Here is a 21,511-nt window from a genome sequence, read left to right on the forward strand (position 1 = left end):
GCCAGTTCCATCGAGCCGTAGAGCTTGATCAGGTCGACGTGGACGCCCTTGGCGGCAAAGTGTTCGCGGGCAATGTTGACGTATTTGCTGGCGATCTTGAGCCGAGCGCCCTGGCGCACCGCGTGGGCGTAGTCGAATCCGGCGGGAATGGCGACCATCATCCGGCATTTGGCGATCTTCAGGTCGATCGGCTGGTAAAGACCGTCGCTGCCGTGCTCGAGCAGCACGTCCTTGCCGGCGACGCCGAGGTCGGCGGCACCGTACTGCACGTAGGTTGGCGCATCGGTGGCACGAACAATGACCAGGCGGACATCGTCGCGGCTGGTCGGGATGATCAGTTTGCGTGAGGTCTCGGGGTCTTCGAGCGGCTCGATGCCGGCTGCCGCCAGCAGAGGTAACGTCTCTTGGAAAATCCGGCCCTTGGAGAGGGCGATGGTGATGCCATTCACGGCGTGCTTCCTGCTCGACAACGAAGGGCGCATTCTACCGCAATGCAGTCGTCCGAGCCTTGACCGGGTCATCGACCGGGCTTGGCGGCAGGCGGCGGGTAGGCCGGTGGCAGGCGTGCAGAGGGCGCCCGGCCGCCGCGGCGCGTGGGGTACTGACTGTCCGATGGGCAGCAGTGCTTCTTCCGATGCACGAATAGTGTATTATCCGCGCGCGATCGAACAAGAAAAGACTCGATCTGGGAGCAAAAAGAAAAAAACATGCGGCGGCGGATTTCGTTCTGGCGCGCGGCCCAGTCGTCTTCATCGCTACCAAAAGGCCCGGCCGGGCTTTCCCGTCGCCGCAGATATCGGAGGAGCTTTCTGCATGGAACAAATGAATATTTATATCAATCTCGTACTGATTTTGGTCTTCATCGCCGGCAACGCTTTTTTTGTCGGCTCGGAGATCGCCATCTCGTCGGCGCGCCGCAGTCGGATCAAGCAGCTGGCCGAGATGGGTGACAAGCGCGCCGCACGGGTCGAGATGCTGCACAACGAACCGGAGCGTTTCTACTCGGTGACCCAGGTCGGCATCACGCTGGTCTCCCTCGGTCTGGGTGCGGTCGGCATGGAGACGATCAGCACGCTGACCGATTCGACTTTTGTGGCGATCTTTACCATCTTCGGCGACAGCGCCGCGGTGCACAAGGCAGCGCATACCATGTCCTACGTCTTTGCCTTTATCGCCATTTCGTTTCTGCATGTGGTCGCCGGCGAACTGGCGCCCAAGGTCCTTGCTTTCCACAAGGCCGAACAGCTGAGCATGGCCGTCGGCGGGACGATCAACATTCTCTACCTGACCTTCAAACCGTTGATCCACGTCATGAAAATGTCGTCGAACGCGCTGCTCAGGCTCTTCGGGCAGAGCAACCTGGAAGGTCATGGGGAAAGCCACTTCACGATGTCGGTCGAGGAAATTCGCATGATTCTCTCGGCCAGCGAGAAGGACGGCACGCTGGCGCCCGAGGAGACACAGATGATCCGCGGCGTGTTCAAGCTCGACGAACACACCGTACGCGAGGCGATGATTCCGCGCACGCGCATCCGCGCGCTGATGCAGGACGACACGCTTGCCGATGCGCTGCGGGTCTTCCGTGATGTGCCGCACGCGCGTTTTCCGATCTGCGACAAGAGTCTCGACCGAATTACCGGCGTGGTGGCGATCAAGGAGTTGTTGACGGTGATGGCCGAAAGTAGCGGGCAGACGCTGGAAGAGGTCAGCCAGCGACGCGTCGGTGACTTCGCACAGGCGCCGTTCATCGTACCGAACAGCAAGTCGCTGAGTGACCTGCTCAAGGAATTCAAGCACAGCCGCCAGCAGATGGCGATCGTCATCGACGAATACGGGGGTACCGAAGGAATCATCACGCTCGAAGACATCCTGGAGGAAATCGTCGGTGAGTACGAGGACGAGTTCACGCGCCAGGGGCGGCGGCTGCGGAAACTGGTTGGCAGCCAGTACGAGATCGACGCGTCGATGCGCGTCACCGACCTGGAAAACCTGCTCGATTTCCCGTTCCCGCTCGACGACGACTACGTCACTCTTGCCGGCCTGTTCTACAAGAAGCTGGGCAACGTGCCACAGATTGGCGACTCCGTCGAACTCGAAGGCGGTCGCCTGACGGTGCTGGAAATGGACAACCACCGGATCACTCTGCTGAAGTTTGAAGATACGGCGCTCGGTGACGACGGCGTCGTCCGCCTGGTGGAAGACTCTTCTGCGGCAGATGGCCAGCAGTACCCAACTGGCGGCTGAGTAAAGGTTTTCGCTCCGTCGCGGCAATGAGGGTACACTGCTGGCCGTCATGAAAGTCATGGTTTCTGGTGTTTCCTGGTCGGTATTCCACTTGTTGCGCGGTTAACGTATTTTTCCGGGGTTGGCGCTACTCGCTTGCTCATGCCGAGGAGCAAGGTCCCGGCAGCAGCTGTAACGCGGGCGAGCACTGCCAAGAGGTGACGCGGACCGGCGTGGTAGTACTTTTTTGGGCATTGCCCAGGAGGCTGCACGCGGCCGTACGGCTTGACGCCGGCGGTCAGCTGCTCGCTGAAGATTACCGCTGGACCTGTATTGGGGGAGTTAGCTTATGGACGAATTGGTAGCGCAGATACCTGCCTGGATTGATCTGGAACTGGTCATCCGGCTTAGCGTTCAGGTCGCATTGCTGACCGCCTCGGCGTTCTTTTCGGGATCCGAAACGGCGCTGTTTTCGCTGACTTCCTTCGATATGCAGAGGCTGCAGAACAGCCAGCACCCGCGCTGCAAGAGTATCCAGGACATGCTCGAAGAGCCCCGCCGCCTGATCATCTCCCTGTTGTGTGGCAACGAGCTGGTGAACATCGCCTCGTCGGCGAATATGGCGGCGATCCTGTTGAGGTATTTCAGCGAAGACGAAACGACCTTGCTCAATATTCTGGTGATGGTTCCGCTGCTCCTGCTGGTCGGTGAGGTGACGCCGAAGACCATCGCTGTCACGCATCCGATAATGGTTTCTACCCGCATTTCGGCGCGGCTCTTGCCGCAGTGGATCGCCTTCATCGCGCCGCTGCGCAAGGTGGTGCGCGCGGTCGCTGACCGCATCACCACGGCCATCGTTGGCGAGCCGGTCAAGAAGGACAACATCCTCCATTCCGACGAGTTTCGCACCCTGGTGGAGGAAGGCGAGGCCAGTGGCGAGATCGTGCCGACCGAGCGGATTCTCATCGACAACATGCTGGAGGCCTCGGAAGCCGAGGTGGTGGACATCATGACGCCGATTTCGAGCATGGTTTCGTTTGATGTGGAGCAGCCACTGTGTCAACTGGTGGAGGCCTTCCAGGCTATCCACCACGCGCGCGTGCCTTTATTCGAGGACAACCCTTCGAACATCGTCGGTTTTCTTCATTCCGAAGACGTCATCAAGCTGGTGCGCAGCGGTGCTGACGTAGCGGCAATCAAGGTCCGTGACGTGATGCGCCAAGCCCATTTTGTTCCGTCGACCAAGAAGGTGGACGAGATGGTCGAGTTCTTCCAGGAGAACCGCACGCGGCTGGCTTTGGTGATCGGCGAATACGCCAACGTTCTGGGGATCGTCTCGATCCGCGACGTGGCCGCATTCATGCTGGGCAAGCTGGCCCCGCCATCGCAGGAGCCCGGCGTTCGAGAGATCGAGCTGAGCAAGGTCTACACGATTCCCGGCGACATGAGTCTGGTCGACTTCAACCAGCTGGTGGGAGCCGATCTTGACGATCCGAGCATGAACACCGTCGGTGGCCTGATGATGCGCTTGCTGAACCGCCTGCCGAGGGTTGGCGACTCGGTGACCTTTGAAGGTTTCATCTTCGCCGTTGAACAGATGCAGAGATTGCGCATCGACCGCTTTCGCGTGACACGGCTCGATCTCGGCCCGGACCCGGAACCGGAACCCGAAGTGCCACCGACGCCGACGCCGCCAGCGCAGGACCTCGAGGGCATCCCGGCGGGCGCGGAATTGCCTGCGCAGGAGGTTGCGGCGATGGCCGACACAGAGTCGGCTTTGGCAGCCGTGCCGCCAGCTTCGGCGGGTGACGAAACGGCAGATCTCGACGCCAGCTCTGCCAATAATCCGTCGGCGAAAAAAGGGGTCTGAGCCATGGAAATATTCCTCGAATGCGTTTTGATCCTGATCTTCCTGTTACTCAAGGGCTTCTTCTCGGGTTCGGAGATCGCCATGGTGAACAGCGACAAGATCAGGTTGCGCCACCTGGCAAAGACCGGCGACAAGGGTGCCGCCCTGGTGCTCAAGCTGTACAAGACACCGGACGTGCTGTTGGGAACGACGCTGGTGGGTACCAACGTCGCGACGGTGACCGTTACCACGCTGATCACCCTGATCTTCATCGAGGTCCTCGGGCCCAGTGGGGACATCATCTCGGTGGTGTTGGCCACACCGTTTCTGTTGATCCTCGGGGAGATTGTTCCGAAGAGCATCTACCAGCAAAAGGCGGACTTTCTCGTAACCCGCATCGTTTTCGTCCTGCGCTTCTTTTCCTGGCTTTACTATCCGGTGATCTTCGTCTTCAGTCGCATCGCGCGCTTTGCGACGCGCCTGGCGGGCGGTAGCACGCCCGACAAGAGTGGCCTGATCACCCGCGAGGAGCTGCGCATGCTGCTCGAGATGTCCTCGAGCAGCGACGACGACGGCAGCTTTGACGCCGAAAAGGTAGCGCGCATCACGCGTTTTTCGGAGACTTCGGTGGGTGAAGTGATGACCCCGCTGGACGAAGTGGTGGGCCTCAGCGAGCACGCCAGCATGGAGGAGGCGGTGGCATTGGTGCTTGCCCACGGCTACAACCGATTGCCGGTCTATCGCGGCAACATGTCCAACATCGTCGGCATTCTCACGCTCAACTCATGGGACTTGATGGCCGCCGACATCAACAGCAAACCCAAGACCAGCTACATCCAGGAGCCGGTCTATGTGACTTCCAAACAGCCCATCGATCGAACGATCCAGACCTTGCTGTCGCGTCCGATCGACTTCATGGCGGTGGTGGTCAACGAATTCGGTCTGGCCATCGGCATTCTCAGCATGGAAGACATCTTCGAGGAGGTGGTCGGAGAAATCGATGTCGGCTACGATTTCGACGAGTACGAATCGCACCGGAGCAAGCAGCGCATCATGATCAAGGAGCTGGGGCCTGACGAGTTCCTCGTCGATGGACGCACTCCGATTTCGCAGATCAACGAGGAACTGCACCTCAACATTCCCATGGAGGCGGCGCACACCATGGCTGGACTGATGATCAACCGGCTGCGCACCATTCCACCAGTGGGCAGCCAGATTCGCGAGGAAAGCTACCAATTCACGGTGCGGACGGTGAGCGCCCGCACCGTTACCAAAGTGCACATCAAGCGAGTCTGATGGGCAGTCGTCGCTCGTCCGCGGGGCGCCAGCAAATCAAGAGGATGTCGCGACAGCGGCGGCCGGCGTGTTTTTCGTGCACCGGCCGCTGATCACGGTCGTCGTCGCTGACCCCGTTGCGGTGAGGGCCTTGCGGTGCTTGCCGGTCGGTCGGCCCGCATCGGGGATGACCGCTTGCGCCGGCAATCTCAGCGAACGCAGTCCACCGAGTACACCGGCTTGCCGTCCACCAGCGCTTTGACCAGACCGTGGACGTCGGTTTCGAAACCCGGGAATCTTTCGTTGAAGTCGCGCGCGAAGCGGAGATAACGAACGATCGTGGCGTTGAAACGCTCGCCCGGGATCAGTAGCGGAATTCCCGGCGGGTAGGGGGTGAGCAGGGTACTGGTGATCCGCCCCTCGAGATCATCGATCGGGACCCGGTCAATCTCGCGGTGCGCCATGCGGGCAAAGGCGTCGGCGGGTTTCATTGCCGGCTCCATGTCCGAAAGGTACATCTGGGTGGTCAGGTGGGCCACGTCGTTGGCTGCGTAGATGCCGTGAATCTGCTTGCACAGGTCCTTCAGGCCGTAGCCTTCGTAGCGGGGGTTCTTGGCCAGGAACTCCGGCATGACCTTCCACAGGGGCAGATTCTGGTCGTAACCATCCTTGAACTGCTGCAGTTCGGTGACCATGGTGTTCCAGCGACCCTTGGTGATGCCGATGGTGAACATGATGAAAAAGGAATACAGGCCGCATTTCTCGACAATTATTCCGTGCTCGGCCAGGTATTTGGTGACGATCGCCGCCGGAATTCCCCAGTCGGCGAAATCGCCATCGACATCGAGCCCGGGCGTAATGATCGTCGCCTTGATCGGATCGAGCATGTTGAAGCCTTCGGCAAGCATGCCAAAGCCGTGCCAGCGTTCGCCAGGATTGAGGATCCACGCCGCACGCTCTTCAATGCCCTCTTCCGAGAGATCGTCGGGTCCCCAGACCTTGAACCACCAGTCGGCGCCCCATTCCTGCTCGACTTTGCGCATGGTGCGACGAAAGTTGAGCGCTTCGGCGATCGACTCCTCGACCATGGCCGTTCCCCCCGGTGCGTCCATCATCGCCGCCGCGACGTCGCAGGAAGCGATGATCGCGTACTGCGGCGACGTCGAGGTGTGCATCAGATAGGCTTCGTTGAAGATGTCGCGGTCGAGTTTTCGCCCCTGCGAATCCTGCACCAGGATTTGCGATGCCTGTGACAGGCCGGCAAGCAGTTTGTGCGTCGACTGCGTCGAGAAGATCATCGTATCCTTGCAGCGCGGGCGATCGGCACCGATGGCGTGGTAATCGCCGTAGAACTCGTGGAAGGCCGCGTGCGGCAGCCAGGCTTCGTCGAAATGCAGCGTATCGATCACGCCATCGAGCATTTCCTTGATTTCCTCGACGTTGTACAGGATTCCGTCATAGGTGCTCTGGGTAATGGTGAGCACCCGTGGCTGCGCTTTGACGGTGCGCGCGAAGGGATGTGATTCGATCTTCTGGCGGATGTTCTCCCAGCGGAACTGCTCCTTGGGGATCGGCCCGATGATCCCGTAATGGTTGCGTGTCGGCATCAGAAACACCGGTATCGCGCCGGTCATGATGATCGCGTGGAGTATCGACTTGTGACAGTTGCGATCGACGATGACCACGTCGCCTGGCGCGACGGTCGAGTGCCAGACGATCTTGTTCGAGGTCGAGGTGCCGTTGGTGACGAAAAAGAGGTGGTCGGCACTGAAGATGCGCGCCGCGTTGCGCTCGGAGGCAGCGACCGGGCCGGTATGATCGAGCAACTGGCCCAGTTCCTCGACCGCATTGCAGACATCCGCGCGCAGCATGTTCTCACCGAAGAACTGATGGAACATGCGACCGACCGGGCTTTTCAGGAAAGCTACGCCACCCGAGTGCCCGGGGCAGTGCCACGAATAGGAGCCGTCTTCGGCGTAATGGGTTAGCGCACGGAAAAAAGGCGGCGCCAGGCTGTCCAGGTACGCTTTGGCTTCGCGCACCACGTAACGGCCGATGAACTCGGCTGTATCCTCGAACATGTGAATGAAGCCGTGCAGTTCGCGCAGTACGTCGTTGGGGATGTGCACCGAGGTTCGCGTCTCACCGTAGAGGAAGATCGGAATCGCCTCGTTACGGCAGCGAATTTCCTTGACGAAGGCGCGCAGGCCGGCGACGGTATCTTCGGCCTTGCCGTCTCTGAAGTCTTCGTCGTCAATGGACAGAATGAATGCCGAGGCACGACTCTGTTGTTGGGCAAACGAGGTCAGGTCTCCGTAGCTGGTCACGCCGAGCGAATCAAAACCCTTCTTCTCGATGGCTTTGGCCAGCGCCCGGATACTCAGTCCGCCGGTGTTCTCCGAACGGTAGTCCTTGTCGATGATGATTACCGGAAAATCGAAATGCATGGCCAGTCCAGTATGAAATCAAGAGTGGGAGGGCGGCAGCTTGGGCACGCGGACGGTGGCGATGCGATTACCGGCGATCCCGCTGCTCGCCTGACGGGGCGGCGGGCGTCACGCACGGCGTCACATCTTCGGCAGGGTTACGCCCACCTGGCCCTGGTACTTGCCGCCACGGTCTTTGTACGACGTTTCACACTCCTCGTCGGATTCGAAGAACAAGACCTGCGCGATGCCCTCGTTGGCGTAGATTTTTGCCGGCAGCGGTGTCGTATTCGAGAACTCCAGCGTCACGTAGCCTTCCCACTCGGGTTCGAAGGGCGTGACGTTGACGATGATGCCGCAGCGGGCATAGGTGCTCTTGCCAAGGCAGACGGTGAGCACGCTGCGCGGAATGCGGAAGTATTCGACGGTCCGTGCCAGGGCAAATGAGTTCGGGGGGATGATGCAGAAATCGTTCGTGACCTCGACGAAGGAATTCGGATCGAAGTTCTTCGGGTCGACGATCGTCGAGTTGAGGTTGGTAAACAGCTTGAATTCGTTGGAACAGCGGATGTCATAGCCGTAGCTCGAGGTGCCGTAGGAGACGATCCGACGACCGTCGATCTCGCGTACCTGATTGGGTTCGAAGGGATCGATCATGCCGTGCTCGGCCGCCATGCGGCGGATCCACCTATCAGATTTAATCGACATTGCTGGCCACCCGACCCACGGCATCAGAGGAAAGGTGCCCATTCTACGGCGTCCGGCCGGCAGAAGAAACCGCTTGTCGTCTGCTGGTCGGGTGGCCAGGTTTGCGGCCTTTGGCAAATGTGCAACGCCAGTGCTTCGTTTGCTCGGCGGCCGATCCGGCGCGCGTCCATCTTGTTGATCTGTCTAGCTGTTCCTCGCGCTCTGGAGAGGGCGGGCGGCCCGCTGCCGAGCGCGCTACGGTCTGTCAGCGACGAAGCCGCCGCCAGCCCTCAGGTGTTCTGGACGACGATGCTGGGGAACTTGGCGCTCATGTCGCGGCTGCGCTCGGCAACCTTGACCGCCAGGCGGCGGGCAATCGTCCGGTAGATTTCTGCCGCGCGCGAGTCGGGCGCGCCGACAACCGTTGGTTTGCCCGCGTCGGTCAGTTCGCGGATCGACAGTTCCAGCGGCAGAGCGCCGAGGAACTCGGTGTCGTAGTCCTTACACATTTGCTCACCGCCGCCCTGGCCGAAGATGTGCTCCTCGTGGCCGCACTTCGAGCAGATGTGGGTGCTCATGTTCTCTATCAGGCCGAGGATCGGGATGCCGACCTTTTCGAACATCTTCAGCCCCTTGCGGGCGTCAATCAGGGCAATGTCCTGCGGCGTGGTGACAATCACCGCCCCGGTCACGGGTACCTTCTGCGCCAGGGTCAGCTGCGTGTCGCCGGTTCCCGGCGGCATGTCGACTACCAGGTAGTCAACGTCGTCCCAGTTGGTCTGCTTGAGCAGCTGCTCAAGGGCTTGGGTCACCATCGGGCCACGCCAGACCATCGGTGAATCGATGTCGATCATGAAGCCGATGGACATCGCCTGCAGGCCATGGGCTCGCAGGGGGTCCATCGAGGTGCCATCTTCCGACTCCGGCTTTTGGCCTGCCAGACCGAGCATCTGAGGTTGCGAAGGGCCGTAGATGTCGGCATCGAGGAGGCCTACCGTGGCGCCTTCCTCTGCCAGCGCCAGCGCCAGATTCACCGCCGTCGTGCTCTTGCCGACACCGCCCTTGCCCGAGGCCACGGCGATGATGTTTTTGACGCCGGGCAATGGCTTCAAGCCACGCTGCACGGTGTGGGCAACAATTTTGGCGCTGATGTTGGCGCTGATGTTGCCGATTCCGGGGATCGTCCTGAGTTTTTCGATTACCGTACGACGGATCTCGTCGAACTGCGTTTTCGCGGGATAGCCCAGCTCGATGTCGAGCGAGACGTCTACCCCTTCTATCTTGATGTTTTTCGCCGAACGGGTGGACAAGTAATCCTTCTCCGTGTTCGGGTCGATCAAATCCTTCAGTGCCGCTTGTACGGTTTCAGTGGTTACAGCCATTTGCCAAAGCTCCTTCAATGGATACCTGAGTAATTTAGTAAAGTTTACCCGAAAACGTGGCGAGGCGCACGCGCCCTGCGGCCTCCTTTGACTACCGCCCGGCGCCTGTTAAGCTCCGCGGATGAAAATGCCATCCGCACTCAGTGGCGGCCGCGACCGAAGCTGGGTACTCGCTGCCATCCGCCGCATCGAAGCCGATTTCCAGCGTTCCAGCGACACCCATCTGATTCCATTGCAGCTGCCCGGTTTTCCGGGTATCGACCTCTATCTGAAGGACGAATCGAGTCACCCGACCGGCAGCCTCAAGCACCGCCTGGCGCGCTCGCTTTTTCTCTACGCGCTGTGCAACGGCTGGCTGCGCGAGGGGAGTACGGTGGTCGAAGCCTCGAGCGGTTCGACGGCCATCTCGGAGGCCTATTTTGCCCGCCTCGTCGGTTTGCCTTTCCTCGCCGTCATGCCGGAGTCGACCTCGCCGGAGAAGATCGCGGCGATCGAATTCCAGGGCGGACGCTGCCACTTCATCGACGATCCGATGAGCATTTACGGCGAAGCACAGCGCCTGGCGGACAAGTTCGATGGCCACTACATGGATCAGTTTACCTATGCCGAGCGAGCCACCGACTGGCGTGCCAACAACAACATCGCCGAGTCGATCTTCCAGCAGATGCGGCTCGAGCAGCATCCCGTCCCGACCTGGCTGATCTCCAGCGCCGGGACCGGCGGTACCGTCGCTACGCTGGGCCGCTACGTACGCTACTGCGCGCAGCCAACGCGCGTCTGCGCGGCCGATGCGGAGCTTTCCGTGTTTTTCGATCACTACCGCAGCCGCGACCCGGAACTCTACCTGAACGAAGGCTCGCGCATCGAAGGCATCGGCCGGCCGCGTGTCGAGGCCTCATTCCTTCCCGCAGTGATCGACAGCATGGTCAAGGTGCCCGACGTGTGGTCAGTGGCCGCGATGCACGAACTGTCGGCGCGCCTGGGTCGCCGGGTCGGTGCTTCGACCGGTACCAACCTGATCGCCGCGCTGGCCTGCATGGCAGACATGCGAGAGCGGGGCGCTGCGGGCTCGGTGGTCACCCTGCTCTGCGATTCGGGGCAGCGCTATGCCCGCAGCTACTACAGCGAAGACTGGCTGAAGAAGAGTGGCCTGAGCTGCCATGGTCAGCGTGCCGCCGTTGCCGCGTCACTGGACTCGGGTCGGGTTGCCGCTGAACTGGCCGCCAGTTGGCAGACTGCAGGCGAACTGGCGGTGGCACAAGCCTGATTCGCCTCGCCGGCTGGTGAAGGCCCACCGCGCGTCGTGCGCGGTTCGCTCAACCGATGCGCGATGTGTTGTTGTGCCGAACCCAATTTCGCCAGGTTTCGAAGACTGCCGGGTGCAGCGCAGCGATCACCGAGCGTCGCCAGACATCTTCAGCATCGTAATCGTCTTGTGTGAGCGTACACATCTGCCCGCCGGCCTCGCGCAGGATCAGGCTGCCGGCGGCGTAGTCCCAGAGCATCTGGCCGCCGTGCAGGTAAAGATCAAGCCGGCCGGCGGCGAGGTTGCACCAGTCGAGGGTCGAACTGCCGAAGTTGCGCTGCGAGTAGAAAGGCGGGCTGACGGCAATGCGGTCAGCCAAGTGTTTCGGAATGCGCTTGAAGTCTACGCCACCGACGGCGCGCCTGACATCGGCGGTAACCTGACGCAACGGCAGTCGGCGGCCATTGAGGTAGGCGCCATTGCCTTCGCGGGCATAGAACATTTCGTCGGTGATCGGGTTATAGGTCACCGCCAGCCGTGTCCGCCCCCGGCGCATCCAGGCGATCGAAACGGCAAAGCAGGGTAAGCCATTGATGAAGTTGGTGGTGCCGTCGATCGGGTCGATGCACCACAGCCCGTCGTCGTCGTCGCTGCCACGCTGCCAGTTGGCGCGCTGTGCCGCTGGCGCCATTTCTTCGCCGATGACCGGGCAGTGGTGAATCTCTGTCAGTCGTCCATGGAGAAAGTTTTCGGCAGCGAGGTCGGCTTCCGAGCACAGCGATCCGTCGTCCTTGCGCTGGTCCTGAATGGCGCGCAAGAAACGCGGCATGATCTCCCGCTGCGCTACCTCGCGGACCAGCGCGACACTGGCATCGAGCATGCGCTTGAGCTCTTGGTCAGAGGTTGTCGGCAGCGCTGCACTGTCTACCTCATTCATCAGCTATCAGGTACGCCACTTGATCGAGCAGCCCATGCTGGCGACCTGCTCGCGTGGACCGCGGCCGGTTTCGGCAACCAGTCGCATGGCTTCCAGCAGTTCGCGTCGGGCATCTGGCGCTGTCGGCAGGCGGCCGCTGGCATCGAGGCGTCCGCGATACTGCAATTCCAGGCGGCGGTTGAAGCCAAAGAAGTCCGGGGTACAAACGGCGCCGTAGAGGCGTGCCACTTTCTGCTCGACGTCGTACAGGTAGGGGAACGAGAAGTCGAGCTGTTTCGCCAGGCGCTGCATGTTTTCAAAGGAATCCTCGGGGTATTCGGTCGGGTCATTGCTCATGATCGCCGCGACGCCGATGCCCAGAGTCTGCAACTCTCGCGCATCACGGCAGATCCGATCGATGATCGCCTTGACGTAAGGGCAGTGGTTGCAGATGAACATCAACAGCAGCCCGTTCGGGCCACGGAGTGTTGCGAGCGTGTGCCGCGAATCGTGGGTGTCAGCAAGTTCGAAGTCAGCGGCTTGCCAGCCGAAGTCACACACCGGTGTATTGAGCGCCATGACAGACCTGCCTCCAAAGAACGACCGTCCAGCGGCTAAGCTTTTATAATACCATGGTGAATGATCCCCGTTTTCATTGCCCGATCCCGCTTGCGGTCGGCGCGCAAGCTGACCTGCCGGAGCCGGTCGCGCGCCATGCAACCAAGGTTCTGCGCCTGCGTAGCGGCGACGCGTTGACCCTCTTCAATGGTGCGGGCGGCGAATACGCTGCCCGCATAACCAGCATCGAGCGTGCGCGAGTCAGCGTCGAGGTGGAGGGGTGGCGGGCCACCGAGCGCGAATCACCATTGTCGATCACGCTGGTGCAGGCGCTGCAGGCCGGTGAGAAAATGGACCTGACGGTGCAGAAATCCGTCGAGCTCGGTGTCGCGCGCATCGTGCCGGTGACCTCGCGACGTAGCGTGGTGCGCCTTGCCGACCAGCGTGCGGCGCGCCGGCTCGAACATTGGCGTGGCGTCGTGGCCGCGGCATGCGAACAGTGTGGCCGGAACCGGCTGCCGGAGGTCGCCACGCCGGAGAGCCTCGAACACTGGCTGAGGCGACCGGCAGAGCCAGGCGTCCTGCGCGTGATGCTTGCACCGGCTGGACAGCAGTCTCTGCGAAGTCTGCCGGCCCCGTCCGCTGACGGCCATATTGAACTGCTGATCGGCGCCGAGGGTGGGTTGGCGCCGGAGGAAACGGAAATGGCTGCGCGCTCGGGCTTCTTGTCGGTGCGTCTTGGCCCACGTATCCTGCGCACCGAGACGGCGGGCCTGGCTGCTCTGGCAGCAATCCAGTTTTTGTGGGGTGACTTGAAGGAGGAGATGACTGATGTTTGAATCGGCTGAGCTGGGACACAAGATCGACAAGGCGACATACCGTGAGGAGGTGCCCACGCTGCGCGCGGCCCTGCTCGAAATACAGGAGCAGTTGCGCGACAACGCCAGCTTTCCGGTAGTCATCCTGATCAGCGGGGTCGATGGGTCGGGCAAGGGAGAGACGATCAACGTCCTCTACGAGTGGATGGATCCGCGTTACCTGTCGACCCACGCGTTTTACGCGCCGACGGCCGAAGAGAAGGCCCGTCCCTCGATGTGGCGTTACTGGCGGGCGCTACCGCCAAAAGGGCGAATCGGGATTTTTTCCGGTTCCTGGTATTCGGCCCCGATTGCCGAGCGGATCGCCAACGATATGTCTCGCTCCGATTTTGATCAACGCATGGACCAGCTCAACCGCTTCGAGGAGATGTTGGTCAATGAGGGCGCACTGGTCCTCAAGTTTTGGATCCATCTGTCCAAGGATGCGCAACATGAGCGTCTGAAATCGATCGAAGCCAACCCCTTGACCAAGTGGCGGGTGACCAAGGCGAGTTGGGATCGCCTGAAGACCTACGACAAGCTGCAGGAGGTTGCCGGCCACCTGCTGCGTACGACGAGCACGTCCTGGGCGCCCTGGATCATCGTCGAAGGGACCGATGACCGGTATCGCTCATTGACTGTCGGCAAGACGATTCTGGATGCCGTACAGAAGCGTCTGGTTGACAAGCGCGAACCGAGTGCGCCGTTGGCGCCGCCGGTCTCGCCGCGGATCGATGGTCTCGACGTGCTGAGTGCGCTTGATCTGTCGCAGAGTATCCCCAACGACCTGTACAAGACCGAGCTTGCCAAGTGGCAGGGGCGGTTGGCGGAGCTGATGCGCCATCCGGCGTTTGCCAAGCGCGCATTGATCCTCGCTTTCGAGGGTTCTGACGCAGCCGGCAAGGGAGGTGCGATCAGGCGCGTGATCTCGGCGATGGATGCGCGCCAGTATCAACTGATCCCGATCGCCGCGCCGACCAAGGATGAGCTCGCGCAACCCTACCTGTGGCGCTTCTGGCGGCACATGCCACGCTTGGGGCGGGTGACCATCTTTGATCGTACCTGGTACGGTCGCGTGCTGGTCGAGCGCGTCGAGGGTTTCTGCAGCGAAGCCGACTGGTCGCGTGCGTACGCCGAGATCAACGATTTCGAGCATGACATCTGGCATGCCGGTGGAATCGTCATCAAGTTTTGGCTGCAAATCAGTGACGAGGAGCAGCTCAGCCGCTTCGAGGGGCGTGCCGAGGTCGAGCACAAGCGCTTCAAGATCACCGAGGACGACTGGCGTAACCGCGAAAAGGCCGGGCCATACCACGAGGCCGTCTGCGACATGATGGAGCGCACCAGCTCGGGAACCGCCCCGTGGACGATTGTCGAGGCCAATGACAAGTGTTTTGCGCGAGTCAAAGTGTTGCGGACGATCTGCGAGCGTATGGAAAAGGAGTTGAAAGTCGATCCGCTTAAGGAAGCCAAGCCGGCGGCGTCAAAGAGCGCCAAGGCAGCGGCCGCCAAGGAGGCGAAAGCCGTAGCATCCAGGGCCGCCAAGGAGGTGAAGGCCGAGAAGGCGAAAGGCGCGGGGGACGCCAGCGAGGACGCCAAAGCGGCGAGCAAGGCCAGCGAGAAGGCTGAACCGGCCACGTGACATGTCGGACGAACCGAGTTCCGCCCACTTCGTTGCCTGGTTCCGGGCGGTCGCGCCGTACGTCAACCTCTTTCGCGGCAAGACCTTCCTGATCGCGTTTGGCGGCAAGGCGATTGCCGGGCCGCTGGCGCGCACGCTGGCCTACGATGTCAACCTGCTGGCGGCGCTCGGCGTGCGCCTGGTTCTGGTTCACGGCGCGCGGCCGCAGATCGAGGAGTTGCTGCGCCAACGAGGTCTTCAGTCGGTTTATCACGGCAACTATCGCGTCACCGACGCCAAGGCACTCGATAGCGTGATTGACGCAGTAGGCGGCATTTACCTCGAGATAGAGGCCCTGCTTTCGCAGGGCCTCGCCGATACGCCGATGGCCAACAGCACGATTCGCGTGGTCGGCGGCAACTTCGTTACCGCCCGGCCGGTCGGCGTGGTCGATGGGGTCGACATGCAGTATTCGGGTCAGGTACGCAAGGTCGACAGTGAAGGGATCCGTGCCCAGTTGGGCCTCGGCAACATCGTCCTGCTGTCGTGCCTTGGTTCGAGTCCGACGGGAGAGATTTTCAACCTGGCCATGGAGCAGGTGGCCGAGGCAGTGGCGACGTCCTTGCTGGCCGACAAGCTCATTTTCCTGACCGACAGTCAGGGTGCGACCGATATCGACGGCGCGCTGCTCGACGAGCTGACGGTCGACGCCGCCGAACGGCTGGTCAGTCTGGGCGACTGGCTGTCGCCGGACCTGAAGCGCTATCTTCCCTGCGCCGTACGGGCCGGAAGCGCTGGTGTCGGTCGGGTGCACCTGATCGGCTACGATGAGGACGGCACGCTGCTGCGCGAGCTTTTTACCCGTGATGGCGTGGGTACGATCATTACCCGCGAGTCGCTCGAGCAGCTGCGCGATGCACGACCCGACGACATCGGTGGCCTGGTGGCGCTGATCGAACCACTCGAAGAGGCTGGCGCACTGGTCCGTCGCTCACGGGAGTTGCTCGAGCGAGAAATCACCCGTTTCTCGGTCGTCGAGCATGATGGCGTGATCGTTGCCTGTGCTGCGCTCTATCCTTACGGCGGCGATCAGGCGGAGCTCGCTTGCCTGGCTGTCCATCCGCACTATCGGCGTTGGGGTTATGGCGCTCTGCTGATGAAGCGCATCGAGGCGAGGGCACGTGCGTTGGGCGTCAAGCGCCTGTTTGTCCTCACGACGCTGACCTCGCACTGGTTCAAGGAGCGCGGCTTTGCCGAGCGCCAGATCGATCAGTTGCCGGCCGAAAAGCGGCTGGTCTACAACCTGCAACGTCGGTCCAAGGTGCTGATCAAGGATCTCTAATCTTGTTGGCCGTTCGCTGATGCCGGCGGGGCATTGGAACGGACAATATTTTCCTCTGCAGCTCGCTGCAGAGCAATCAAGGAGTGGATTGCATGACAAGAATGGTGAACTGCATCAAGTTGGGTCGTGAGGCCGAGGGCCTCGATTTTCCGCCCTATCCGGGCGAGCTGGGCAAACGGCTTTATGAGGCGGTATCCAAGGAAGCGTGGCAGCAGTGGGTGCGCATGCAGACCATGATCATCAATGAGAACCGTCTCAATCTTGCCGATGCCGCGCATCGCAAGTATCTGGCCGAGCAGCTCGAGAGACATTTCTTCGGTAGTGGTGCCGATGCCGTGCAGGGCTACGTGCCGCCCAGCGCTTGATCGACGACGCCTGACCGCTCATTCTGCGGTCAGGGTCTGCACTCCGCTGGCCGTTCCAAGCAGGCAGATGTCCGCCGGCCGACAGGCGAAGAGGCCGTTGGTCACCACCCCGACGATCTGGTTGATGCGCGTTTCCAGCGCGGTCGGGTCGAGGATTTCGAGTCCCCCGACGTCGACGATCAGGTTGCCGTTGTCGGTACGAAAATCCTCACGCGGGACCGGCGTGCCGCCGATCGCTGCCAGCTGGCGTCCGACGTGGCCAAGAGCCATCGGAATGACTTCAACCGGCAACGGGAAGCGGCCGAGTACCGGTACCAGCTTGGCGTCGTCGGCGATGCAGATGAATTGCTCGGCCACTGCGGCGACGATCTTCTCGCGCGTCAGCGCGCCACCGCCGCCCTTGATCATCTGCATGGCCGCGTTGATCTCGTCGGCACCGTCGACGTACACCGGGATGCTTTCCACCTCGTTGAGATCGAAGACCGTGATGCCGTGACCCTCGAGTCGTCTTCTGGTGGCTTCGGAACTGGCCACGGCGCCGCGGATGCGGTGCCTGACCGCAGCCAGTTCATCGATGAAGCAGTTGGCGGTCGAGCCCGTTCCGACGCCGATGATTTCGCCTTCAACGAGGTAAGCGATGGCCGCCCGGGCGACCGCTCTCTTCAGTTCGTCCTGGGTCATCGCTGGTTTTACCTTGTCGTGGGGAGGTGCGTCATTGTAGCTAACGCCCGCCGGTGATGACAGCCCGGGCCTGGTGCTGCCCTATCGGGTGGTGAACGAACCCGATCGCCGGGCAGATCGCTATACTGGCCACCCATCGAGTAACGGCAAGGAGGAACCCGTGGCCGACGAAAGCCCGTTCAAGGGGCAGACCGGATTGCGGCGAATATGGAATGCTCTGCACTATTCGCTGGCCGGGCTGCGCGCGGCCTACGTCGCCGAAGACGCCTTTCGCCAGGAGGTGCTGCTGGCGGCGTTGTTGATACCGCTGGCCTTCTTCATTTCGCCAGGCGGCCTCGGACTGGCGTTGATGATCGGCAGCGTGCTCCTGGTCCTGATTGTTGAATTGCTCAATTCGGCGATCGAGGCCACCGTAGACCGGATTTCGCTGGACAGGCATCCCCTGGCCAAGCGCGCAAAGGATATCGGCAGCGCCGCGGTGCTGCTGGCGCTGGTCAACGTCACTGTGGTCTGGCTCTGCGTGCTCTTCGGCTGAGTTGTGCTCCGGGCCAGGCCGCGCTCGGGCGGCATGTGGGCCGCAGCCCCGGCATCGCGATCAGCTGATGCGGCGCAAATGGATCAGCGCCGAAATTTTCGCTCCCAGCCAGCCCAGGGTACCGCCGATGGCCGCCAGGACGACGATGTCGTTCGCCGACAAACCTTGCAGCGTGAAGCTGGTGCCATAAAGCCGCGCCAGTTCGGCGACCGGCGGGGTCAGGAGGTGGCTGCCGGCGGTAACCAGCAGTGCGGCGCACAAGCCCCCCAGGGCGCCTTGCAGGAGGCCGAAGTAGTGCAGGGGGCGCTGGATGTAGGTATCCGTCGCGCCGATCAGTTTGGCCACTTCGATCTCGGCGGCCTGGGCCAGGATTTGCAGCCGAATGGTGTTGAAGGTGATGGTCACCAGGGCGCCGGCAAACAGGACTGCGAGCAGCATGACGATGAGCTTGCCGAGACGGAGCAGGGAATCCAGGCGTTTGACCCAGGCCGAATCGAGCTGTACGTGCGCTACCTTTGGCCAGGTGGAAAAACTGGTCGCCAGACTTTCGAGTGACTCGGGTCGTGAATCGGCGGGGGTGACGACAAAGGCGTCCGGCAGCGGGTTTTTCGGCAGGCTGCCAATAATTTCCGCCATCCCTTCGGCCTCCTGCAGGCGCTTGAGCGCTTCGGCGCGCGGCACGAAACGCCAGCTTCCCGCGCTTGCCTGCTGCAGTCGCGACTCAATCTCGCCGACTTCGCTCTGGCTGGCGTTGAGCGCCAGGAAAATGCTGATCTGCTGCACGCCGGGGGTGTCGCCGGTCAGTTTGCGGAGGTTTTCGATGGTCAGCCAGCCTGCTGTCGGCAAGGTCAGCGCAACGCCGATCACCAGCAGCGACAGCAGGGTGTTGAGAGGCATCGCCAGCAGACGCCGCAATGCGTCGCGTAGGGCGGTCAGATGCTGGGCAAACCAGGCGCTCACGGGGTGGCTCCAGCAAGGGGTTGATCCGGCATCTGTTCGCTCATCTCGCCCTTGTCGAGGCGCAGAATTCGTGGTTTCAGCCTGGCCAGGATAAGTGGGTCGTGGGTGGCGATGAGCACGGTTACCCCCACCTGTTGAAAGGCCCGAAAGATGTCGAGAATCTCGATGGCGGAGGCCGCGTCCAGGTTGGCGGTCGGCTCGTCGGCGAGGATGATCGCCGGTCGATTGACAACCGCGCGCGCAATCGCCAGTCGCTGCTGTTCGCCGCCCGAGAGGGCGATCGGAAACGCTTTTCCGCGACCCGGCAGGCCTACCTTGGCCAGTGCCGCCTGCGCCCGGCGCGGTGCATCCTTGGTTGGGTGGCCGACAATCGACAGTGGCAAGAGCACATTGTCGAGCACCGAGCGGTCGAACAGTAGTTTCTGATCCTGGAAGATCAGCCCCAGCTTGCGGCGCAGGTAGGGAATGGCGTTTCTGCGCAGGGCCGAGAGATTCTGGCCGTTGATCACGATGCTGCCCGAGGTCGGGCGCTCGATCGCTGCCAGCAGCTTGAACAGCGTCGATTTCCCCGCGCCAGAATGGCCGGTCAGGAAGACCATCTCCCCGGCAGTGATCTCGAAGCTGACGTTCTTGAGCGCTTCGTGACCTTCAGGGTAGCGTTTGGTAACGGCGTTGGCAGTAATCACTCGAACAACGCATCGACAAAATCACGGGCATGGAAAGGTCGCAGGTCGTCGATTCCTTCGCCGACGCCGATGAAGCGAACGGGTTTGGGGCACTGACGCGCGATCGCGGCGACGACACCACCCTTGGCGCTGCCGTCGAGCTTGGTCAACACCAGGCCGCTGACTTTGATCGCCTTGTCGAAGGCCATTACCTGCTGCAGTGCATTCTGGCCAAAAGTCGCGTCAAGCACCAGCAGCGTTTCGTGTGGTCCGGACGGATCGGCTTTCTGGATGACGCGTCTCACCTTGGCGATTTCATCCATCAGATGCAACTGCGTCGGCAGGCGGCCGGCGGTGTCGGCGAGAACGACGTCTATGCCCCGCGCCTTGGCGGCGGCGATGGCGTCAAAAATCACCGCCGCCGAGTCACCCGACTGCTGTGAAATGACCGTCACGTTGTTGCGCTCGCCCCAGGTCTGTAACTGCTCGCGCGCTGCCGCGCGGAAGGTGTCGCCGGCGGCCAGCAGTACCGATAGACCTTGGGCCTGAAAATGCTTGGCCAACTTGCCGATCGAGGTGGTCTTGCCGGCACCGTTGACGCCGGCAATCATGATGATGAAGGGGCGGTGCGACGCGAGGTCGAGTGGTTCCTCGAGCGGCCGTAGAAGTTCAAACATGACGTCTGACAGCGCCTGCTGAATGGCCTCGGGGGTGGCAAGCTTGTCGCGCTTGGCGCGCATCTTCAGCTGGTAGAGCAAATGCTGGGTGGCGTCGAGGCCAACGTCGCTGGTCAGCAGCACGGCCTCCAGGTCTTCGAGCAACTCGTCGTCGACCTTGCCGCGCGAGAACAATGATTTCAGCTTGCCGCCGAATTGCGCTCGTGTGCGCGAGAGGCCGGTCTTGAGGCGCTGCCGCCACGAAGCTGCGGCCACGGCGTCGGCGGTTTCGACAACGGCAGCAGCGCTGGTGTCGGGGGTTGGCGCTGTGGATTTCCTGGTGAAACCAAACATAATGCTTCCGTGTCTGAAAGGCGGTCGGCGACTTTGCCGGTGGTAAGATGCCGGCGCGAGTATCCGACACCCCGAAATTCTATCAGAAGCGATTCATGCCCATGCGTCACGCGAGACTGATTCCCCTGCTGCTGGCTCTGGCCGCGCCGGCCGCCGGGCTGGCCGACACCTTCGAAAAGCAGCTGCCCAATGGGCTGCGAATCATCGTCAGAGAAGATCGGCGAGCACCAACGGCGGCGCACATGGTCTGGTACCGCGCCGGCAGCATGGACGAAACGAATGGCAGCACTGGCGTGGCGCATGTCCTCGAACACATGATGTTCAAGGGGACGCCAAGCGCTGGACCGGGTGAGTTCAGCCGTCGCGTGGCGGCTGCGGGCGGCCGCGACAATGCCTTCACCAGTCGGGATTACACGGCCTACTTCCAGCAAGTGCCAAAGCAGAAGCTGCCCGAAATGATGCAGCTCGAGGCCGATCGCATGCGGCACCTGACGTTGGACCCCAAGGAGTTTGCGCAAGAGGTCAGGGTGGTCATGGAAGAGCGCCGCCTGCGTACCGACGACCAGCCGCGCTCGCTTTTGTACGAGCAGTTGACTGCCGTCGCGTTCCAGACCCATCCCTATCGGGTGCCGATCATCGGCTGGATGAACGATCTCGAGAACCTCGCCGTCGACGATGCGCGAACATGGTACGACAACTGGTATGCGCCCAATAATGCCTACGTGGTAGTGGTCGGCGACGTCGATCACGAGGCGGTATTCCGGCTTGCCGAGCAGCACTACGGCCCTCTGCAGGCGCGTCGGCTGCCGCCCAGGAAACCGCAGGACGAGCCGCCACAGCTCGGCATTCGTCGGCTGACCGTCAAAGCGCCGGCAGAACTGCCGGTAGTCATGATGGCCTACAAGGTGCCGGT

20 protein-coding genes are annotated in these 21,511 nt (G+C 61.7%); 10 read left to right on the forward strand and 10 right to left on the reverse strand.

The genetic code is table 11. The annotated features are described in order from the left end of the window. A partial coding sequence (gene hisG / locus RUW20_RS05635; protein WP_313951214.1) for an ATP phosphoribosyltransferase occupies nucleotides 1–449 on the reverse strand: 449 nt, incomplete at its 3' end. Between the two features lie 364 nt (nucleotides 450–813). On the opposite strand from hisG, the gene RUW20_RS05640 reads away from it, so the two are divergent. From RUW20_RS05640 to RUW20_RS05650, 3 genes are all read left to right on the forward strand, one after another. Then, nucleotides 814–2,244: a hemolysin family protein gene (locus tag RUW20_RS05640; RefSeq protein WP_313951215.1), complete on the forward strand. Its 1,431-nt coding sequence runs from the start codon at nucleotides 814–816 to the stop codon at nucleotides 2,242–2,244. A 328-nt stretch (nucleotides 2,245–2,572) separates the two neighbouring features. Next, nucleotides 2,573–4,093: a hemolysin family protein gene (locus RUW20_RS05645; RefSeq protein WP_313951216.1), complete on the forward strand. Its 1,521-nt coding sequence runs from the start codon at nucleotides 2,573–2,575 to the stop codon at nucleotides 4,091–4,093. Nucleotides 4,094–4,096: 3 nt separating this feature from the next. Next, nucleotides 4,097–5,368: a hemolysin family protein gene (locus RUW20_RS05650; RefSeq protein WP_313951218.1), complete on the forward strand. Its 1,272-nt coding sequence runs from the start codon at nucleotides 4,097–4,099 to the stop codon at nucleotides 5,366–5,368. 188 nt (nucleotides 5,369–5,556) lie between these two features. Here the strand turns inward: RUW20_RS05650 and RUW20_RS05655 are convergent, their stop codons facing one another. The 3 genes from RUW20_RS05655 to apbC all read right to left on the reverse strand — a co-directional run bounded on the left by RUW20_RS05655 (nucleotide 5,557) and on the right by apbC (nucleotide 9,842). Further along, nucleotides 5,557–7,794 carry an arginine/lysine/ornithine decarboxylase gene (locus tag RUW20_RS05655; RefSeq protein ID WP_313951219.1) on the reverse strand — a complete coding sequence of 746 codons (2,238 nt, stop codon included), beginning with the start codon at nucleotides 7,792–7,794 and terminating at the stop codon, nucleotides 5,557–5,559. Nucleotides 7,795–7,914: 120 nt separating this feature from the next. Next, nucleotides 7,915–8,481: a dCTP deaminase gene (gene dcd, locus RUW20_RS05660; protein WP_313951220.1), complete on the reverse strand. Its 567-nt coding sequence runs from the start codon at nucleotides 8,479–8,481 to the stop codon at nucleotides 7,915–7,917. Nucleotides 8,482–8,750: 269 nt separating this feature from the next. Further along, nucleotides 8,751–9,842, reverse strand: a complete 1,092-nt coding sequence (gene apbC, locus RUW20_RS05665; RefSeq protein ID WP_313951221.1) for an iron-sulfur cluster carrier protein ApbC — start codon at nucleotides 9,840–9,842, stop codon at nucleotides 8,751–8,753. Nucleotides 9,843–9,969: 127 nt separating this feature from the next. Between apbC and RUW20_RS05670 the strand changes: the two genes are divergently transcribed. Further along, a complete protein-coding gene (locus RUW20_RS05670) occupies nucleotides 9,970–11,109 on the forward strand; it encodes a PLP-dependent cysteine synthase family protein (RefSeq protein WP_313951242.1) in 1,140 nt (379 codons plus the stop codon). A gap of 49 nt (nucleotides 11,110–11,158) precedes the next feature. On the opposite strand, the gene RUW20_RS05675 is transcribed toward RUW20_RS05670, so the two are convergent. Together RUW20_RS05675 and RUW20_RS05680 are read right to left on the reverse strand one after the other, a co-directional pair. Then, nucleotides 11,159–12,025, reverse strand: coding sequence for an inositol monophosphatase family protein (locus RUW20_RS05675; RefSeq protein WP_409559311.1), 867 nt, complete (start codon nucleotides 12,023–12,025; stop codon nucleotides 11,159–11,161). A 6-nt stretch (nucleotides 12,026–12,031) separates the two neighbouring features. Further along, nucleotides 12,032–12,583: a thioredoxin family protein gene (locus RUW20_RS05680; RefSeq protein WP_313951222.1), complete on the reverse strand. Its 552-nt coding sequence runs from the start codon at nucleotides 12,581–12,583 to the stop codon at nucleotides 12,032–12,034. Nucleotides 12,584–12,636: 53 nt separating this feature from the next. On the opposite strand from RUW20_RS05680, the gene RUW20_RS05685 reads away from it, so the two are divergent. From RUW20_RS05685 to RUW20_RS05700, 4 genes are all read left to right on the forward strand, one after another. Next, nucleotides 12,637–13,401, forward strand: a complete 765-nt coding sequence (locus tag RUW20_RS05685; RefSeq protein WP_313951223.1) for a 16S rRNA (uracil(1498)-N(3))-methyltransferase — start codon at nucleotides 12,637–12,639, stop codon at nucleotides 13,399–13,401. Next, nucleotides 13,394–15,061, forward strand: a complete 1,668-nt coding sequence (gene pap / locus RUW20_RS05690; protein WP_313951224.1) for a polyphosphate:AMP phosphotransferase — start codon at nucleotides 13,394–13,396, stop codon at nucleotides 15,059–15,061. Before RUW20_RS05685 ends, pap begins: the two co-directional genes overlap by 8 nt. A 1-nt stretch (nucleotide 15,062) precedes the next feature. Then, the gene (gene argA / locus RUW20_RS05695; protein ID WP_313951225.1) at nucleotides 15,063–16,382 is read left to right on the forward strand and encodes an amino-acid N-acetyltransferase; all 1,320 of its coding nucleotides are present in this window, start codon (nucleotides 15,063–15,065) and stop codon (nucleotides 16,380–16,382) included. Nucleotides 16,383–16,474: 92 nt separating this feature from the next. Continuing rightward, nucleotides 16,475–16,747, forward strand: coding sequence for an oxidative damage protection protein (locus RUW20_RS05700; protein WP_313951226.1), 273 nt, complete (start codon nucleotides 16,475–16,477; stop codon nucleotides 16,745–16,747). A gap of 18 nt (nucleotides 16,748–16,765) precedes the next feature. On the opposite strand, the gene rpiA is transcribed toward RUW20_RS05700, so the two are convergent. Next, entirely contained in the window at nucleotides 16,766–17,428 is a 663-nt protein-coding gene (gene rpiA / locus RUW20_RS05705) for a ribose-5-phosphate isomerase RpiA (RefSeq protein ID WP_313951227.1), read from the reverse strand. A 160-nt stretch (nucleotides 17,429–17,588) separates the two neighbouring features. On the opposite strand from rpiA, the gene RUW20_RS05710 reads away from it, so the two are divergent. Then, on the forward strand, nucleotides 17,589–17,963 hold the full coding sequence (locus tag RUW20_RS05710; RefSeq protein WP_313951228.1) for a diacylglycerol kinase: 375 nt from the start codon (nucleotides 17,589–17,591) through the stop codon (nucleotides 17,961–17,963). 60 nt (nucleotides 17,964–18,023) lie between these two features. On the opposite strand, the gene ftsX is transcribed toward RUW20_RS05710, so the two are convergent. From ftsX to ftsY, 3 genes are read right to left on the reverse strand one after another with little or no spacing between them, the layout of a single operon-like run. Further along, nucleotides 18,024–18,923, reverse strand: a complete 900-nt coding sequence (ftsX, locus tag RUW20_RS05715) for a permease-like cell division protein FtsX (RefSeq protein WP_313951229.1) — start codon at nucleotides 18,921–18,923, stop codon at nucleotides 18,024–18,026. Further along, nucleotides 18,920–19,609: a cell division ATP-binding protein FtsE gene (gene ftsE / locus RUW20_RS05720; protein WP_313951230.1), complete on the reverse strand. Its 690-nt coding sequence runs from the start codon at nucleotides 19,607–19,609 to the stop codon at nucleotides 18,920–18,922. The genes ftsX and ftsE overlap by 4 nt, the downstream gene beginning before the upstream one ends. After that, nucleotides 19,606–20,598, reverse strand: a complete 993-nt coding sequence (ftsY, locus tag RUW20_RS05725) for a signal recognition particle-docking protein FtsY (RefSeq protein ID WP_313951231.1) — start codon at nucleotides 20,596–20,598, stop codon at nucleotides 19,606–19,608. The genes ftsE and ftsY overlap by 4 nt, the downstream gene beginning before the upstream one ends. A gap of 95 nt (nucleotides 20,599–20,693) precedes the next feature. On the opposite strand from ftsY, the gene RUW20_RS05730 reads away from it, so the two are divergent. Then, on the forward strand, nucleotides 20,694–21,511 hold an 818-nt coding region (locus RUW20_RS05730), incomplete at its 3' end, for a pitrilysin family protein (protein WP_313951232.1).

The sequence above is a fragment of the Accumulibacter sp. genome (genome assembly GCF_032229525.1).
Lineage (GTDB): Bacteria > Pseudomonadota > Gammaproteobacteria > Burkholderiales > Rhodocyclaceae > Accumulibacter.

Bases quoted from the DNA above. Each gene is read 5' to 3' on its own strand.
- RUW20_RS05640 (WP_313951215.1), top strand. From the start codon at position 814: ATGGAACAAATGAATATTTATATCAATCTCGTACTGATTTTGGTCTTC.
- RUW20_RS05645 (WP_313951216.1), top strand. From the start codon at position 2,573: ATGGACGAATTGGTAGCGCAGATACCTGCCTGGATTGATCTGGAACTG.
- RUW20_RS05650 (WP_313951218.1), top strand. From the start codon at position 4,097: ATGGAAATATTCCTCGAATGCGTTTTGATCCTGATCTTCCTGTTACTC.
- RUW20_RS05655 (WP_313951219.1), bottom strand. From the start codon at position 7,794: ATGCATTTCGATTTTCCGGTAATCATCATCGACAAGGACTACCGTTCG.
- dcd (WP_313951220.1), bottom strand. From the start codon at position 8,481: ATGTCGATTAAATCTGATAGGTGGATCCGCCGCATGGCGGCCGAGCAC.
- apbC (WP_313951221.1), bottom strand. From the start codon at position 9,842: ATGGCTGTAACCACTGAAACCGTACAAGCGGCACTGAAGGATTTGATC.
- RUW20_RS05670 (WP_313951242.1), top strand. From the start codon at position 9,970: ATGCCATCCGCACTCAGTGGCGGCCGCGACCGAAGCTGGGTACTCGCT.
- RUW20_RS05675 (WP_409559311.1), bottom strand. From the start codon at position 12,025: ATGAATGAGGTAGACAGTGCAGCGCTGCCGACAACCTCTGACCAAGAG.
- RUW20_RS05680 (WP_313951222.1), bottom strand. From the start codon at position 12,583: ATGGCGCTCAATACACCGGTGTGTGACTTCGGCTGGCAAGCCGCTGAC.
- RUW20_RS05685 (WP_313951223.1), top strand. From the start codon at position 12,637: ATGGTGAATGATCCCCGTTTTCATTGCCCGATCCCGCTTGCGGTCGGC.
- pap (WP_313951224.1), top strand. From the start codon at position 13,394: ATGTTTGAATCGGCTGAGCTGGGACACAAGATCGACAAGGCGACATAC.
- argA (WP_313951225.1), top strand. From the start codon at position 15,063: ATGTCGGACGAACCGAGTTCCGCCCACTTCGTTGCCTGGTTCCGGGCG.
- RUW20_RS05700 (WP_313951226.1), top strand. From the start codon at position 16,475: ATGACAAGAATGGTGAACTGCATCAAGTTGGGTCGTGAGGCCGAGGGC.
- rpiA (WP_313951227.1), bottom strand. From the start codon at position 17,428: ATGACCCAGGACGAACTGAAGAGAGCGGTCGCCCGGGCGGCCATCGCT.
- ftsY (WP_313951231.1), bottom strand. From the start codon at position 20,598: ATGTTTGGTTTCACCAGGAAATCCACAGCGCCAACCCCCGACACCAGC.